General features: G+C 64.5%; 13 protein-coding genes. 5 read left to right on the top strand and 8 right to left on the bottom strand.

Annotation, left to right across the window (positions count from 1 at the left end):
- Positions 1-43 precede the first annotated feature (43 nt).
- The 4 genes from K3555_RS06015 to meaB all read right to left on the bottom strand — a co-directional run bounded on the left by K3555_RS06015 (position 44) and on the right by meaB (position 2,772).
- Positions 44-391: a hypothetical protein gene (locus tag K3555_RS06015; RefSeq protein WP_259997968.1), complete on the bottom strand. Its 348-nt coding sequence runs from the start codon at positions 389-391 to the stop codon at positions 44-46.
- Between the two features lie 153 nt (positions 392-544).
- The gene (gene rpmB, locus K3555_RS06010; protein ID WP_129370271.1) at positions 545-835 is read right to left on the bottom strand and encodes a 50S ribosomal protein L28; all 291 of its coding nucleotides are present in this window, start codon (positions 833-835) and stop codon (positions 545-547) included.
- Between the two features lie 150 nt (positions 836-985).
- Positions 986-1,789, bottom strand: coding sequence for an alpha/beta hydrolase (locus K3555_RS06005; RefSeq protein ID WP_260007763.1), 804 nt, complete (start codon positions 1,787-1,789; stop codon positions 986-988).
- A 5-nt stretch (positions 1,790-1,794) separates the two neighbouring features.
- Positions 1,795-2,772 (bottom strand): methylmalonyl Co-A mutase-associated GTPase MeaB, encoded by a 978-nt coding sequence (meaB, locus tag K3555_RS06000; RefSeq protein WP_260007761.1) that lies wholly within the window; start codon positions 2,770-2,772, stop codon positions 1,795-1,797.
- A gap of 199 nt (positions 2,773-2,971) precedes the next feature.
- On the opposite strand from meaB, the gene hrpB reads away from it, so the two are divergent.
- The 3 genes from hrpB (at position 2,972) to K3555_RS05985 (ending at position 7,771) form a co-directional block, all read left to right on the top strand.
- Positions 2,972-5,449 (top strand): ATP-dependent helicase HrpB, encoded by a 2,478-nt coding sequence (gene hrpB / locus K3555_RS05995; RefSeq protein WP_260007760.1) that lies wholly within the window; start codon positions 2,972-2,974, stop codon positions 5,447-5,449.
- Positions 5,450-5,740: 291 nt separating this feature from the next.
- Positions 5,741-6,199 (top strand): NUDIX hydrolase, encoded by a 459-nt coding sequence (locus tag K3555_RS05990; RefSeq protein WP_129370267.1) that lies wholly within the window; start codon positions 5,741-5,743, stop codon positions 6,197-6,199.
- Positions 6,200-6,289: 90 nt separating this feature from the next.
- Positions 6,290-7,771, top strand: coding sequence for an inorganic phosphate transporter (locus K3555_RS05985; RefSeq protein ID WP_129370266.1), 1,482 nt, complete (start codon positions 6,290-6,292; stop codon positions 7,769-7,771).
- A 66-nt stretch (positions 7,772-7,837) separates the two neighbouring features.
- Here the strand turns inward: K3555_RS05985 and K3555_RS05980 are convergent, their stop codons facing one another.
- From K3555_RS05980 to K3555_RS05965, 4 genes are all read right to left on the bottom strand, one after another.
- Positions 7,838-8,557 carry an SDR family NAD(P)-dependent oxidoreductase gene (locus tag K3555_RS05980; protein ID WP_260007759.1) on the bottom strand — a complete coding sequence of 240 codons (720 nt, stop codon included), beginning with the start codon at positions 8,555-8,557 and terminating at the stop codon, positions 7,838-7,840.
- Between the two features lie 101 nt (positions 8,558-8,658).
- Entirely contained in the window at positions 8,659-9,234 is a 576-nt protein-coding gene (locus tag K3555_RS05975; protein WP_260007758.1) for an isochorismatase family protein, read from the bottom strand.
- 216 nt (positions 9,235-9,450) lie between these two features.
- Positions 9,451-10,377, bottom strand: a complete 927-nt coding sequence (argF, locus tag K3555_RS05970; RefSeq protein WP_260007757.1) for an ornithine carbamoyltransferase — start codon at positions 10,375-10,377, stop codon at positions 9,451-9,453.
- 77 nt (positions 10,378-10,454) lie between these two features.
- A complete protein-coding gene (locus K3555_RS05965) occupies positions 10,455-11,630 on the bottom strand; it encodes an aspartate aminotransferase family protein (protein ID WP_260007756.1) in 1,176 nt (391 codons plus the stop codon).
- A 403-nt stretch (positions 11,631-12,033) separates the two neighbouring features.
- Between K3555_RS05965 and K3555_RS05960 the strand changes: the two genes are divergently transcribed.
- Positions 12,034-12,951 (top strand): DMT family transporter, encoded by a 918-nt coding sequence (locus K3555_RS05960; RefSeq protein WP_260007755.1) that lies wholly within the window; start codon positions 12,034-12,036, stop codon positions 12,949-12,951.
- 124 nt (positions 12,952-13,075) lie between these two features.
- Entirely contained in the window at positions 13,076-14,314 is a 1,239-nt protein-coding gene (locus K3555_RS05955; RefSeq protein WP_260007753.1) for an MFS transporter, read from the top strand.
- The last annotated feature ends 4 nt before the right edge of the window (positions 14,315-14,318 follow it).

Raw genomic sequence — 14,318 nt, 5'->3', positions numbered from 1 at the left:
CATAAGAAACGATTGAATTTTGGGGTAATGGGCTTGTCTGCAATCAGGCCGCAGGCGGCGAACGCGCGGTGGCCCTTGGTTTGAAATAGCTGCCAATGGCGGCCTTATGCGAAACCGCGTGCACACGGCCCGCTGACTGCCCGGGAACCGGCAGCGTGGCAGGCGGCGCCACGGCGTCCAGCAGATGCATCACGCAATCGGGGCAGCTGTGCGGCGGCTGGACCGGCTGGCCCTCGCTGTCCACATAGATAACTTCCGGCCCCAGACCTGTGCAGATCACCATCTGCCCGGCCGCATCGCGCGCACCCTGCCGTGCAGCAGCGCTATGGCCTGTCAGGGCAACCGCAAGGGCCAGGAACAGGCCAAGGTTAAGGCGCAGAATGTGTTTCATCACAGGCAGATATGCCCGCCCTGTGCCGCCGCCGCAAGAGCCATCACCGCGGCAGATTGCGCAAACGCAAACACCGCGCCGGGTTTCCCCGGCGCGGTGTTTGTAACTGTAATCCGGTGAAAGGATCAGGCCAGTTCGGCCAAGCCAGACCTATCAGGCCTCGGCGGCTTGTGCCTTGGCGATCTCTTTTTTCACTTTCAGGGCAGTGTCGGACAGCTCTTCGTTCTTGGCTTTTGCCAGGAATGCGTCCAGACCGCCACGGTGATCAACCGAGCGCAGGGCTGCTGCGGAGATCTTCAGCTTGACGCCGCGGCCCAGGGTCTCGGACTGCAGGGTCACATCATTCAGGTTCGGCAGAAACCGGCGGCGGGTTCTGTTTTTCGCGTGGCTGACATTGTTGCCAGTCATCGGGCCTTTTCCGGTCAGTTCGCAACGGCGCGACATATCATCATCCTTCGTTTTTCGGAGGTCCGGAGCAGATCCGGACCAAATCACAAGGGGCGCTGCCATTGGCTGCGCCCGAAAACTGGTCCGCTGCTCATACGATCAACCAGCAACAGCGTCAAGTGATTCAACTCAGCTTTCTTGAGGCGCTTACTGCCCGTTTTCCTGTTCGGCTGCAAGCCTTTCAAGCCGGGCGTCCGCCGCGGCGCCAAGCTGCGGCTTGCCGCGCTGGCGCGCAACCCGCGCCAGACGCTGCCAATAGGTCTGCGAGCGCCTGCGCCGCTCTCTGTGCAGACCCAGAACCCGCGCCGCAGTCAGCGGCCCCGTGTGCAGCATGGACTGCAAATCCCAGAAACTGCCGCCCTCGCGGATCACCTGGCTGGCCGGGTGGCCGCCGCAGGACAGCCGGCACAGCTGCAGGTCGGGAAACACCGCCTGTATGTACAGCGCGTGGTTCAGGTCCATTTTGCGGAACGGATCGAACAGCACCACCCCCTTAACGCCGTGGCGGCCATAACGGATCAGGTCGCCCAGCGCTTCATCGAAAGCGGCCGCTTCCTTGCGGCGGCGGTCATGCGGCACCGCACCTTGCGCAATGGTGTATTGCGGCGAAACGGCGATCAGCCGCTTCAGGTTCAGCGCCGAAGAAAACCGCAGCGCCCCGTAGCCGCCCATGGAAAACCCCATGGCCGCCGCGTCCCTATAGCCTTTGGTCAGGTCTTTCAGGCTGCGCGACAGCGCCTGGGTTTCGCTGTTCACATACCAATCATTGTTGCGGCACTGGATATGCAGATGCGCATAGCCGTGCCGGATCATGTTTTTCACCGGGCCGCGGTCTTCGAATTCGCCCGCCACAGCAACCCGCTGGCGGAAGGTCGCAAACAGGCGCTTTGCCCCCGCGTTGAACAGCGAGGCGCGCAGCTTTTCGCCGTCAAAGACCCGGATCTCCTGCATGGCAGTCAGCCCTTCAGATGGTCCTGCAGCATCTGCTGCGCCGCCGCCGCCGGGGTCAGCGCACCCTTGGCCACCTGGCCGGACAGCTCTGCCATGGCGGATTGGGCACTGACGGTATGCAGTCGCGCCAGCAATGCCTGGCGCACTTCCTGATCGAACCAGTAGCAGGATTGATCCGCGCGCCGCCGCTCCCAATGGCCGTTGTCGCGGCGCCAGACGGTCAGCGCCTGCATCTCTTCCCAGGCTTGTTCCAGCCCGTGTTCCTCGACTGCCGAGACCATCAGCGCTTTGGGAAAGCCCTCGGGGTCCTGCGGGCGCTTGCGCAACAGACGCAGGGCACCGGCGTAGTCAGCGCAGGTGCGGGTGGCGACGGGTTTCAGAGGGCCGTCTGCCTTGTTGACCAGGATGAGGTCGGCCATTTCCATGATACCGCGCTTCACGCCCTGCAGCTCATCGCCGCCGGCGGGTGCCAGCAGCAGCAGGAACAGGTCCGACATCTCGGCCACCACGGTTTCCGACTGGCCGACGCCGACGGTTTCAACCAGCACCACGTCAAACCCTGCCGCCTCGCACAGGGCCACCGCCTCGCGCGAGCGGCGGGCGACGCCGCCCAGGTGGGTCTGGCTGGGGGACGGGCGGATAAAAGCGTTCTTGTCGCGGCTGAGGCGCTCCATCCGGGTCTTGTCGCCCAGGATCGAACCGCCGGAGCGCGCCGAGCTGGGGTCCACCGCCAGCACCGCGACGCGCAGACCCAGCGCTGTCAGCATCATGCCGAAGCTTTCGATGAAGGTGGACTTACCCACCCCCGGTGTGCCCGACAGGCCGATGCGCAGCGACTGGCGTTTGTGTTTTGCCAGCTCCGACAGCAGTTCCTGCGCCTTGGTTCGGTGATCGTCGCGGCCGCTTTCCACCAGGGTGATGGCGCGCGCCAAGGCCCGGCGGTCGCCGGCCAGGATCTTCTGCTTCAGCTGTTCGGTATCCATGCGTGTCTTCCTGTCGTGATGGGCGGACCTTGGCGCAAGCGTGGCTGCAAAGTCCAGTCCCTGCCGTTTGCCGCGCAACCTACATCAGCCGATGCCGCAGAAAAGGCGGCAAATCCGCCGCGCTTGATCCGGTTTGCGCAAGCTCTGCCCCGGCAGACTGGCCGCTGGACCTGACCGCCGGCTTTGGCGATAAGGCGGCATGACCAGATTGCCGATCGAAGACGCCCTCCCCGAACTGCTGGACGCCCTGCGCAGCCATCGCCGTGCTGTGCTGCAGGCGCCGCCCGGTGCGGGCAAGACCACACGGGTGCCGCTGGCGATGCTGGAGGCGGGCCTGACCCAGGGCCGCATTGTGATGCTGGAACCCCGCCGCCTGGCCGCCCGCGCCGCCGCCGAGCGGATGGCGGAAACGCTGGGCGAGAAACCCGGCCAGACCGTCGGCTATAGGGTGCGCGGCGATGCCAAGGTCTCGAAGTCCACCCGGATCGAGGTGGTGACCGAGGGCATCCTGACCCGGATGCTGCAGTCGGACCCGGACCTGCCCGGCGTCGGCGCTGTGATCTTTGACGAATTCCACGAACGCTCCCTGAACGCCGACCTGGGGCTTGCCCTGTGTCTCGAAGTGGCTGGGGCGCTGCGCGATGACCTGATCCTGATGGCGATGTCGGCAACGCTGGACGCGGAACCGGTGGCGGCGCTGATGGAGGCGCCGATGGTTACCTCCGAGGGGCGCAGCTATCCGGTGGAGACACGCTGGCTGGAGCGCCCCCTGCCTGCCCAGGCCCGGCGCGGCGATGCACTGGCGGATCTGGTGGTGCAGGCGGAAAGGGACACTCGCAGCGCAGACAAGGATCAGGGCGGCGGCATTCTGGTGTTTCTGCCGGGTGAGGGCGAAATCCGCCGCGCTGCCGGTGCCTTGGCCAAACGCCTGCCCGGCCATTGCCATATCCGCCCGCTGTTCGGCGCCCTGCCCTTTGCCGAGCAGCGCGCCGCCATTCAGCCCGAAAAGGGCGGGCGCAAGGTAGTGCTGGCAACCTCGATTGCCGAAACCTCGCTGACCATTCAGGACATCCGGGTGGTGGTGGATATGGGGCAGTCCAGGCGGGCGCGGTTTGATTCCGGCTCCGGCATGTCGCGGCTGGTCACCGAGAAAGCCACCCGCGCCGAGGCCACCCAGCGCCAAGGCCGTGCAGGCCGGGTGGCCAAGGGCGTCTGCTACCGGCTGTGGACCAAGGGCGAGGAAGGCGCGCTGATGGGTTTCGCCCCGGCCGAGATTGAAAGCGCCGACCTTACGGATCTGGCGCTGGAACTGGCATTGTGGGGCGCAGCACCGGAGGATCTGTCGTTCCTCAGCCCGCCGCCTGCCGGCGCGCTGAGCGAAGCGCAAGCGCTGCTGCAGATGCTGGGCGCGTTGACTGCGCAGGGGCGGATCACCAAACACGGCAAGGCGCTCTCATCCCTGCCGCTGCATCCCCGCCTTGGCCATATGCTGCTGACCGCCGGCCCGGCTGCGGCGCCGCTGGCAGCCCTCTTGGGCGAGCGCGATCCGCTGCGCGGGGCCCCTGCCGATCTGCTATTGCGGCTGAAGGCGCTAAAGGACCCCAAGGGGTTTGAACGCGCCCGCCCCTATCAGCTGAACCGCCCGGTGGTGGAACGGATCAATAGCGAGGCCCGGCGGCTGGAACGGCAGGCCGGGCGCGGCACCGCTACTGTTACGGGGACTGGCACGCTGTCCCCGGCAGCAATGGCCGCGCTGGCCTATCCCGACCGCATCGGGCAGCGGCGCAAGGGCGACGCGCCGCGGTTTGTACTGTCCGGCGGCAAGGGCGCGGTGCTGGAAAGCAGCGACACGCTGGCGGGGGCGCCTTTCATCGTGGCGCTGGACACCGACGGCAACCCGCGTGAGGCGAGGATCCGGATGGCGGCGCAGATCTCCCAAAGCGAAATCCGCGAGCTGTTTGCGGATCAGATCGCTTGGGATGATATGTGCGAGTGGTCCAAGCGTGACCGCCGGGTGGCGGCCCGCCAGCAGGAGCGGCTGGGTGCCGTCGTGCTGGATGACCGGATCTGGAAGGACGTGCCGCCGGACGCGGTGGCGCGGGCGATGCTGGACGGCGTGCGCGACCTCGGCCTGCGGCTGTCAGGGGCTGCGGCACGGCTGGCGGCGCGGGTGGAGCTGGTGCGCGGCGAAGGACATGATTTGCCGGATTTCACCCTCCCCGGCCTGACGGACACGCTGGAAGACTGGCTGCTGCCGATGCTGGACGGCGTGAAATCTGCCGGGGACTGGAAACGTTTCGACCTGCTGCCCGCGCTGCGCGCCGCACTCAACTGGGAGCAGACGCAGCTTCTGGACCGCGAGGCGCCAGGCAGTTTCATCACGCCGCTGGGGCGCAAGATCCCGATCAGCTATGACGGTGAGGTGCCGGAAATCTCGGTCCGTCTGCAGGAGTTGTTCGGCGTCAGCCGCCACCCATGCGTGGGCGGCGTGCCGCTGAAGATAGCCCTTTTGTCGCCGGCACAGCGCCCGATTCAAATCACCCGCGACCTGCCAGGCTTTTGGGCGGGGTCATACGCGGACGTCCGCAAGGACATGCGCGCGCAATACCCCAGGCATCCCTGGCCCGAGGACCCCACACAGGAAGACCCGACATTGCGGGCGAAACGGCGCAAATAGCCACCCGCAGCGCGTCGCAAGGCGCGCTACCCGGCCCAACGGCTGGCGGCGCATCTGTGATGCGCTGTCCTGGCGGCGGGAGCCCTGCCCGTCCGGGGCTGCCCGGCACCCGAAGCGGCGGCACCCCGACGCTTCGCAGCGGACGCAAACGGTGCATAAATGCGGCAGCCTGCGCGCCGTCCCCGGCGGCATATCTCAGGCCGCGGCCTTGAAACTCCGGGCATTCAGGCCTACTTTCCCACAATTCCACACAAAACACGGGACCAACCCAACCACAAAGGCTGAGCAGATATGACAAGCACTCTGATCCGCGCCTGGGAAGAAATTCTCAAGCCGATGCTGAAACGACCAAACCGCCTGCAAGTCGCCGCGCTGTGCTGCCGCACCGGCGAGGACGGCAAAGAAGTGCTGATGATCACCAGCCGTGGCACCGGCCGCTGGATCCTGCCCAAAGGCTGGCCGGTCGAGGGCAAGGACGGACCGGATTCCGCCCTGCAGGAAGCCTGGGAAGAAGCTGGCGTCCGCGAGGCCCGCATCTCGCAAAAGCCGATCGGTGAGTACAACTACACCAAATACCACGACAACGGCACCGAGGAACCGGTGACGACGCTGATTTTCTCCGCCGAGGTGGAGCAGCTGACCGACGACTATCCTGAATCCGCTGAGCGCAACCGCCAATGGATGCGCCCGGAACAGGCCGCAACGCTGGTGCAGGAGCCGCAGCTGCAGGAGCTTTTGCGTCAATTGTAAAAGTTATGTGACATTTTCATGTCTAACGCTTGATCCGTGACCGGAGCAGCGTTAGGCGCGTGCGCAGACCCCGGAATCAGGAATGCGACGATGAGCGATCAAGATCAGCGCACGCAATGGAACACGCTGGACAAGGATCTGAACAGGATCTCCCAGCTCGAACTGGCGACAGCCTATGCCTCCCGGCCTCTGGTAGGGCCCGGCATCGCACTGGCCTTTATCGTGGTGGCCGGCCTGGCGGCCGGCGTGTTCTTCGGCGGCTCGGCGATGAATATGGTGGTGATCGCCGCCGCCGCATTCGGCGCCTATATGGCGATCAATATCGGCGCCAATGACGTTGCCAACAACATGGGGCCGGCGGTCGGCGCCAATGCGCTGACCATGGGCGGCGCCATTGTGATTGCCGCCATTGCCGAAAGCGCCGGTGCGCTGCTAGCGGGCGGCGACGTGGTTTCAACCATCTCCAAGGGCATCATCGACCCCGCTGCGGTTTCCAGCAGCAGCGTGTTCATCTGGGCGATGATGGCAGCCCTCATTTCCTCGGCGCTGTGGGTGAACCTGGCCACCTGGGTCGGCGCGCCGGTCTCCACCACCCATTCGGTGGTTGGCGGCGTGCTGGGCGCCGGTGTGGCTGCCGCAGGCATTGCCGCGGTGAACTGGCCCACCATGGGTAAGATCGCCGCGAGCTGGGTGATTTCGCCCGTTTTGGGCGGGGTGGTTGCCGCGCTGTTTCTGGCCTTCATCAAGGCCAAGATCATCTACCAGGACGACAAGATCGCCGCAGCCCGCCGCTGGGTGCCGGTACTGGTGGGCATCATGGCAGGCGCCTTTGCCGCCTATCTGGCGCTGAAGGGCCTGAAGCGGATCGTCAAGATCGACCTGCAGACCGCACTGCTGATCGGTGCAGGCGCCGGGGCGCTGTCTTATGTCATCACCGCGCCGCTGATCAAACGCCAGTCCGAGGGCATGGAAAACCGCAACAAATCGCTGAAAGCGCTGTTCGGCCTGCCGCTGGTGATTTCCGCCGCGCTTCTGTCCTTTGCCCATGGCGCCAATGATGTCGCCAATGCGGTCGGTCCGCTGGCGGCCATCGTGCATGCAACCGAGTTCGGCGACTTCGCCTCCAAGGTCACTATTCCCACATGGGTGATGGTGATCGGCGCCTTCGGCATTTCGTTCGGCCTGTTCCTGTTCGGCCCCAAGCTGATCCGCATGGTCGGCAGCCAGATCACCAAGCTGAACCCGATGCGCGCCTTCTGCGTGTCGCTGTCCGCTGCCATCACCGTGATTGTGGCCAGCTGGCTGGGCCTGCCGGTCTCCTCCACCCATATCGCGGTGGGGGCTGTGTTCGGCGTCGGTTTTTTCCGCGAATGGCACATGGAGCGCCGCCTGAAGAAAACCGTCGAAGGGCGCCCGGCAGCAAAGCGTATCGCCCCCGAAGAACGCCGCCGCCGCAAGCTGGTGCGCCGCAGCCACTTTATGACCATCGTGGCCGCCTGGGTGATTACCGTGCCAGCTGCCGCACTGCTGTCAGCGGTGATCTTCCTGCTGCTGAACGCCATCGTCGGCTGATCCGCACTGCCGCGGCATTTAAAAGCCCCCGCGCCAGCCGGCTGCGGGGGCTTTTCTTTTCGCGGTTCAGAACGTCTCGACCCAGGGCCGCAGCACCAGCTCGTCGCTCCAGGCTGTACGGTCCTGATTGATCAGATGCATGTATTCCCGGGCAATCGCGTCCGGATCAAGCATGCTGCCGGTCTTCCCCTCCGCAGCAGCCTTTTCTTCCCGTTCTGCGGTACGGATCGCGCCATCGACATTGATCCAGGCCACATGAATACCTTTAGGATGCAATTCCCGCGCCATGGACTGTGCAAGCCCTCTCTGCGCGAACTTCCCCATCGCAAATGCAGCCGAGTTTGCAAATCCCTTTACCCCGGCGGAAGCCCCGGTGAACAAAATGGTGCCGCGGCAACCCTTTCTCATCTGCTGGGCCAGCATCCGCCGGGCGGCGGCTTGCCCCAGCAGAAATGAGCCGAAAGCGGTTATCTCCACGGATTTCCGCACAGTTTCCGGATCAAGGTCCGCAATGCTCCCCCTTTGCAGCGCGGAAGGATTGTAGCAGGCGACCCGCAGATCGCCCTGCAAGCCGTCCACCAGCGCAGCCACACCCAATGCGTCCGTGCCGTCCAGCTGATGCAGCTCGGCGCCGGTCTCCGACGCGAGCGCCTCCAGCTTGGCTATGTTGCGCGCTGCAAGATGCAGCTCGTAGCCGTCGCGGGACATCGCCCGGGCAAAGGACTCCGACAGTCCCGTCCCTGCGCCGATAATCAATGCAGCCGGTTTCGATAATTTGTTTGCCATCGCTGGACCTCCCGTTCATGTCCGGGAGGATGCTGGTGTCAACACGGACTGCGCGCAAGAGGCCGCAGCTGCGGATCACCGCGTCACTTCACGGACATGTGTCAGGCGGGCGCGGCTGCCGGCAGTTGCGCAAGAACCTCCGACGCTGGCAGCACCGTGCCAAAGCCGGCATGCAGCGCCGACAGCGTCACCTCCAGCACCTGCCCGGCGTCCAGCTCGCCGCCCTTGCGTGCCGGCAGCGAGAAAGCGATCAGCGCATCCTCAACAACCTGGATTTCAAACCCCAGGTTGGCTGCGGAACGGGCGGTCGAGTTGACGCAGAAGGCCGCAACCCCGCCTGCAATCACCAGCCTGGAGATGCCGCCGTCGCGCAGGTGCTGTTCCAGCCCGGTGCCAACAAACCCGGAAGAGCCGGTTTTCCAGAACACCGCCTCGCCGTCCGCCGGCTTAGCGCATTCCATAGGCTGGCCGCTGGGCAGATCGCGGCGAAACCCGCTTTCGGGGCGCGGGTCGTCATGCATCACATGCACAACCGGCCGGCCGGCTGCGCGGAAGGCGGCAGCCAGACCGGCAATCTTCTCGTCGGCCTTCGGATTGGCCCGCTGGCGGCCGGAGGCGGTCACATTTGCCATCTCTTGCTGCATGTCGACAATCAGCAAAGCGGTGTTTTGATCCATGAAAAATCCCTCGCGCTTGAATACAGGCGCGAGGATTGCAGAGCAGAACGGAATAGGCCAGCGCAATCCCCCGTTCCGTTTAGGTCAAAACGAACGGTCCTGTCAGGCGCGTGGCGCCGGGCCTCTGGCCCGGCGCCACGCCCAACTGGCAAGGTTCATTCTATTGAATGCACCGCGGCAGGCGGGAGCGCCCGCGCTCCGCGAAACCAGCAGACGTCAGCCGCCGATGCACCAGCGCATGACAGCCTTTTGCGCATGCAGCCGGTTTTCCGCCTCGTCAAAGATCACCGATTGCGGCCCATCCATTACCGCGCTTGTCACCTCTTCCTCGCGGTGGGCTGGCAGGCAGTGCATGAACAGCGCGTCAGGTTTGGCAGCAGCCATCAGATCGTCATTCACCTGATAGGGGCGCAGCATGTTGTGGCGGCGCTCCTTGGAGGACTGGCTGTCATGCATCGATACCCAGGTATCGGCCACAATAAGATCGGCCCCTTCAACGGCTTTGAACGCGTCCCGCTCAACGGTCACTTTGGAGCCCGCCTTGCGCGCCAGGCCGATGAATTCCTCCTCCGGATCCAGTTGCGCCGGGCCGGTGAAAGTGAGGTCGAACCCGAACTGCCCGGCGGCATGCAGGAAGGAGGCACAGACGTTGTTGCCGTCGCCGGCCCAGACCACTTTCTTGCCCGTGATCGACCCGCGGTGCTCCTCATAGGTCAGCACGTCTGCCATGATCTGGCAGGGGTGGGTGCGGTCCGTCAGGCCGTTGATCACCGGCACGTCGGAGTATTCCGCCATCTCGGTCAGCACAGTTTCGTCAAAGGTGCGGATCATGATCATGTCGACGTAGCGCGACAGTACACGGGCAGTGTCGGCGATGGTTTCGCCGTGACCCAGCTGCATGTCCTTGCCCGACAGCACCATTGTCTGGCCGCCCATCTGGCGCACGCCGGCGTCAAAGGACACCCGGGTCCGGGTCGAGGGTTTTTCAAAGATCAGCGCCACCATCCGGTCCTTCAGCGGCAGCTCATCATCCAAGGCGGCCTTGGGCTGGCCAAGGCGCGCTTGCTTGGTGGCTTTGGCCTGATCGATGATTGCGCGCAGGTCGGAGGGGTCGGTTTTGTGAATGTCGAGAAAATGGTTCATGACTGTATCGCTTTATTCTGGCGACGGCCCGGGGGCGCTGCCCCCGGACCCCCGGGATATTTTCTGCAAGAGGAAGCTTATGCGGCTGCAACCTGGGCGGCGGTTTTCTCCAGGCGGCTGACGGCCTCGGCGATGTCCTCGTCAGTGAGGGTCAGCGGCGGCAGGAGGCGGATCACGTTGTCCGCTGCGGGGACGGTGATCAGTTCGTTATCATAGCCTGCCTGGACCACATCCGCGTTCACCGCCTTGCACTTGAGCCCCAGCATCAGGCCGGAACCGCGGACTTCCCCGAAGACGTCAGGATGATCGGCAACAAGCCCCTCCAGCTTCTGCCGCATGAGGCCCGCCTTGCGGTTCACCTCAGCCAGGAAGTCCGGGTCAGCCACATGATCCATCACCGCGCAGCCCACCGCGCAGCCCAAGGGGTTTCCGCCATAGGTGGAGCCATGGGTGCCCGCAGTCATGCCGCTGGCCGCGTCTTCGGTGGCGAGCACCGCGCCCAACGGGAAGCCGCCGCCAATACCCTTGGCCACCATCATGATGTCGGGGGTGATGCCTGCCCATTCATGGGCAAACAGCTTGCCGGTCCGCCCGACGCCGCATTGCACCTCATCCAGGATCAGCAGCAGGCCGTGCTCATCACAGATTGCGCGCAGCGCCTTCAGCTCGGCATCGGGCACAGGGCGGATGCCGCCCTCGCCCTGCACCGGCTCGATCATGATCGCGGCAGTGCTGTCCGAAATGGCATTGGTGACGCCATCCAGATCGCCGAAGGTCAGATGCACGAAACCGGGCAGCAGCGGGCCAAAGCCCTTGACCATTTTCTCAGACCCTGCGGCGGCGATGCCGGCCGAGGACCGGCCATGAAAGGAACCGTCAAAAGTGATAATCTCCACCCGCTCCGGCCGGCCCTTGTCATAGAAATACTTGCGCGCCATTTTCACTGCCAGCTCGCAGGCCTCGGTGCCGGAGTTGGTGAAGAACACGGTATCGGCAAAAGTATGCTCCACCAGCTTGTCCGCCAGCGCCTGCTGCTGCGGGATGTGGTACAGGTTGGAGACATGCCATAAGGCTTGCGCCTGGGTCGTCAGCGCCTCCACCAGCGCCGGATGGGCATGGCCCAGCGCATTCACGGCAATGCCCGAGCCCAGATCCAGAAAGCGTCGCCCGTCCGCCGTGGTCAGCCAGGCGCCTTCGCCTTTGACGAACTCAAGCGGTGCACGGTTGTAGGTCGGCAGAACGGACGGGATCATCAGGATCATCCTTTTCAAAGGTTGAAGCCAAAGCTGTGCAACAGCTGGGGCCTTGGGTCAACGGTGGGCCAATGATTTTGGAAGGGGATGCGCCATGAAAAGGCACAACGGATCAAAGGGCCGGTCACGCCAGGCGGCGTCGGCGTCGCGAAACGGTGATATCTGCACGTTTGATCATGGGTGGGTTCCATAGTGGAGGATTGAGCGAAAGAAAACCCCTTTTGTATAGCCCTGCCCGCCAATCCGCCGCAGCGCGCCGCGCGCCCCTTCACCTTTGCCGAAATACTCCGGGGTGAATTGGCCGTCAGGCCAAGAGGGGCAGCGCCCCTTCCTGCGCAAGACTGCTGCCGATTGCAGAGCGTTTTCTCTTGCATCCCGCGGCGGCTTGCCGCACCGCTTTGCCATGACCCGTTACACCCCGCAGAACCCGGCTCTGGCTGCCGCCCTGATCCTGGCAGCGACAACCTTCATCGCTGGCACCACTCTGCTGGCCAAGGCACTGGGGACCGGGAGCCTGGGGGCGCCGCTGCACCCGTTGCAGATCAGCCATGGGCGCTTCCTGTTTGCCTTCATGGGCATTTCAACCGCCGTGCTGATCCTGCGGCCCAGGTTCATCCGGCCGCATTGGGGCTATCACATCGGGCGCACCTCCTTTGGCTGGGCCGGGGTAACGCTGATGTTTGCCTCGGTTGCCTATATCCCGCTGGCCGATGCTACCGCGATTGCCTTCCTGAACCCGGTTTTCGGCATGCTGCTGGCAATCCCGCTGCTGGGCGAGCGGGTCGGCCCCTGGCGCTGGGGTGCGGCGCTGATTGCCATGATCGGCGCGATGATCCTGCTGCGGCCGGCACCTGCCAGCTTTCAGCCTGCGGCGCTGCTCGCACTTGGGGCAGCAGCGATCATGGGGCTGGAGCTGATATTCATCAAAAAGCTCGCGGGCCGCGAAGGGCCCTTGCAAGTCCTGTGGTTCAACAACCTGCTGGGCGTGATGATTGCCAGCTGCGCCGTGCTGCCGGTCTGGCAAATGCCCAGCCTTGCACAATGGGGGGCGCTGGCCGCACTGGGGCTGCTGATGGCCTTTGCCCAGGCCTGTTTCATCAATGGCATGGCCCGTGCTGATGCCTCTTTTGTGGCGCCGTTCAGCTATGCAACGCTGGTCTTTGCAGCCCTTTATGACTTTATTGGCTTTGGCGTGGTGCCGGATGCCATTTCTTTCCTTGGCGCCTTTATCATTCTGGCGGGCGCCGCCATCCTTGCCTGGCGGGAAGGGCGGCCCAGTCCCCCGGCGGGCCGCGCGGCTGCAGCGGCGCACAAGCCTTAGCCGCCCGGCCATCACGAGAAGTTATTTCCGGCGCCAGGCCCGCATGCGACCCTTGGGTCGAAAAACGGCATTTTCCCTGCATCTTCCGCGCCACGCTGTCCTTTGACAGAACAGGAGGACGCAGATGCACGAGAGGCGAATTCCCGAATGGCTGCGCCATGCGCCGGTGCCTTCGGTGCGGGACTTTGGCGTTCTGGCCGGGCTGGAGGCCGTGGTGCGCGGCACTTTGATCTCTGTCTTTCCGCTGATCATGTACCGGGCATTGGGTGATGCCGGGATGGTTTCGGCCTCATACTTTGCGGTCGGCATCCTATCGCTGCTGGCCGGGCTGATGGTCCCTGCCCTGATCCGGCTGGTGCCGCGCCGCTGGGCCTATTCGCTTGGGGCGCTGATGTTTATTGCCTCTGCCGGCTTTGCCATCGAGGGCAGCCCGGTTTCGGTGCTTGCTGCCCTTGCACTGAACACAGTGGCGGCGGTGACCACTTTCATCTGCTTCAACGCTTATGTGCTGGACTACATCTCCCGGATGGAACTCGGGCAATGCGAAACCTCGCGGATGTTCTATTCGGCCCTTGGCTGGACAGCAGGCCCGGTGGCCGGCGTGCTGCTGCTTGAGGTCTGGGCGCCCGCCCCCTTCCTGATCTCTGGCGCTGCAGCACTGGTGATGCTGGCGGCCTTCTGGTGGATGCGCATGGGCAACGGCAAGCAAATCGCCCGCGCCCGCGGCCCGGCCTCTAATCCCTTGACCTACGTACCGCGTTTTCTGGCACAGCCGCGCCTGGTCGCTGGCTGGCTGTTTGCGGTGATCCGCTCGGCCGGGTGGTGGATCTACGTTGTCTACCTGCCGATTTTTGCCATCGAAAAGGGCCTGGGCGAGGAGCTGGGCGGTATCTTGCTGTCCGTTACCAATGCCGCCCTGTTCGGCGCACCGCTGCTGCAGCGCTGGGTGCAACGGAATTCGATCCGGCTTGCGGTGCAGGCCGGCTTTCTGGGGGTGACCGCCTGTTTTGGCGCCGCATGTGTTGCCCAGGGCTGGCCTGCTGTGTCGATCACCTTGCTGGTGGCTGGTTCGGCCGCACTGATCCTGTTGGATATCTGTGCGGGTCTGCCGTTTCTGATGGCGGTGAAACCATCCGAGCGCACTGAGATGTCGGCGGTTTACTCCAGCTACCGCGACATTTCCGGCATTCTGACCCCTGGCGTTGCCTGGCTGGTTCTGCTGGCGGCGCCGGTTGCGGGGATTTTTGCGGCAGGCGCGGCAGCCACCGCGGGGGCGGTGCTGCTGGCCGGAAACCTGCACCCGCGGCTTGGACGCAGGAAACAAGTTCAGCCGTCAGGCGAAGATCCGGTTCCGGCAGAATAGCAGC

This window comes from Leisingera sp. M527 (assembly GCF_025141525.1).
In the GTDB taxonomy this organism is placed as follows: Bacteria; Pseudomonadota; Alphaproteobacteria; order Rhodobacterales; family Rhodobacteraceae; genus Leisingera.
Note: the sequence above shows the minus strand (reverse complement) of the source record. Positions and strands in the feature narration are given on the sequence as shown.

Bases quoted from the DNA above. Each gene is read 5' to 3' on its own strand.
- K3555_RS06015 (WP_259997968.1), bottom strand. From the start codon at position 391: ATGAAACACATTCTGCGCCTTAACCTTGGCCTGTTCCTGGCCCTTGCG.
- rpmB (WP_129370271.1), bottom strand. From the start codon at position 835: ATGTCGCGCCGTTGCGAACTGACCGGAAAAGGCCCGATGACTGGCAAC.
- K3555_RS06005 (WP_260007763.1), bottom strand. From the start codon at position 1,789: ATGCAGGAGATCCGGGTCTTTGACGGCGAAAAGCTGCGCGCCTCGCTG.
- meaB (WP_260007761.1), bottom strand. From the start codon at position 2,772: ATGGATACCGAACAGCTGAAGCAGAAGATCCTGGCCGGCGACCGCCGG.
- hrpB (WP_260007760.1), top strand. From the start codon at position 2,972: ATGACCAGATTGCCGATCGAAGACGCCCTCCCCGAACTGCTGGACGCC.
- K3555_RS05990 (WP_129370267.1), top strand. From the start codon at position 5,741: ATGACAAGCACTCTGATCCGCGCCTGGGAAGAAATTCTCAAGCCGATG.
- K3555_RS05985 (WP_129370266.1), top strand. From the start codon at position 6,290: ATGAGCGATCAAGATCAGCGCACGCAATGGAACACGCTGGACAAGGAT.
- K3555_RS05980 (WP_260007759.1), bottom strand. From the start codon at position 8,557: ATGGCAAACAAATTATCGAAACCGGCTGCATTGATTATCGGCGCAGGG.
- K3555_RS05975 (WP_260007758.1), bottom strand. From the start codon at position 9,234: ATGGATCAAAACACCGCTTTGCTGATTGTCGACATGCAGCAAGAGATG.
- argF (WP_260007757.1), bottom strand. From the start codon at position 10,377: ATGAACCATTTTCTCGACATTCACAAAACCGACCCCTCCGACCTGCGC.
- K3555_RS05965 (WP_260007756.1), bottom strand. From the start codon at position 11,630: ATGATCCCGTCCGTTCTGCCGACCTACAACCGTGCACCGCTTGAGTTC.
- K3555_RS05960 (WP_260007755.1), top strand. From the start codon at position 12,034: ATGACCCGTTACACCCCGCAGAACCCGGCTCTGGCTGCCGCCCTGATC.
- K3555_RS05955 (WP_260007753.1), top strand. From the start codon at position 13,076: ATGCACGAGAGGCGAATTCCCGAATGGCTGCGCCATGCGCCGGTGCCT.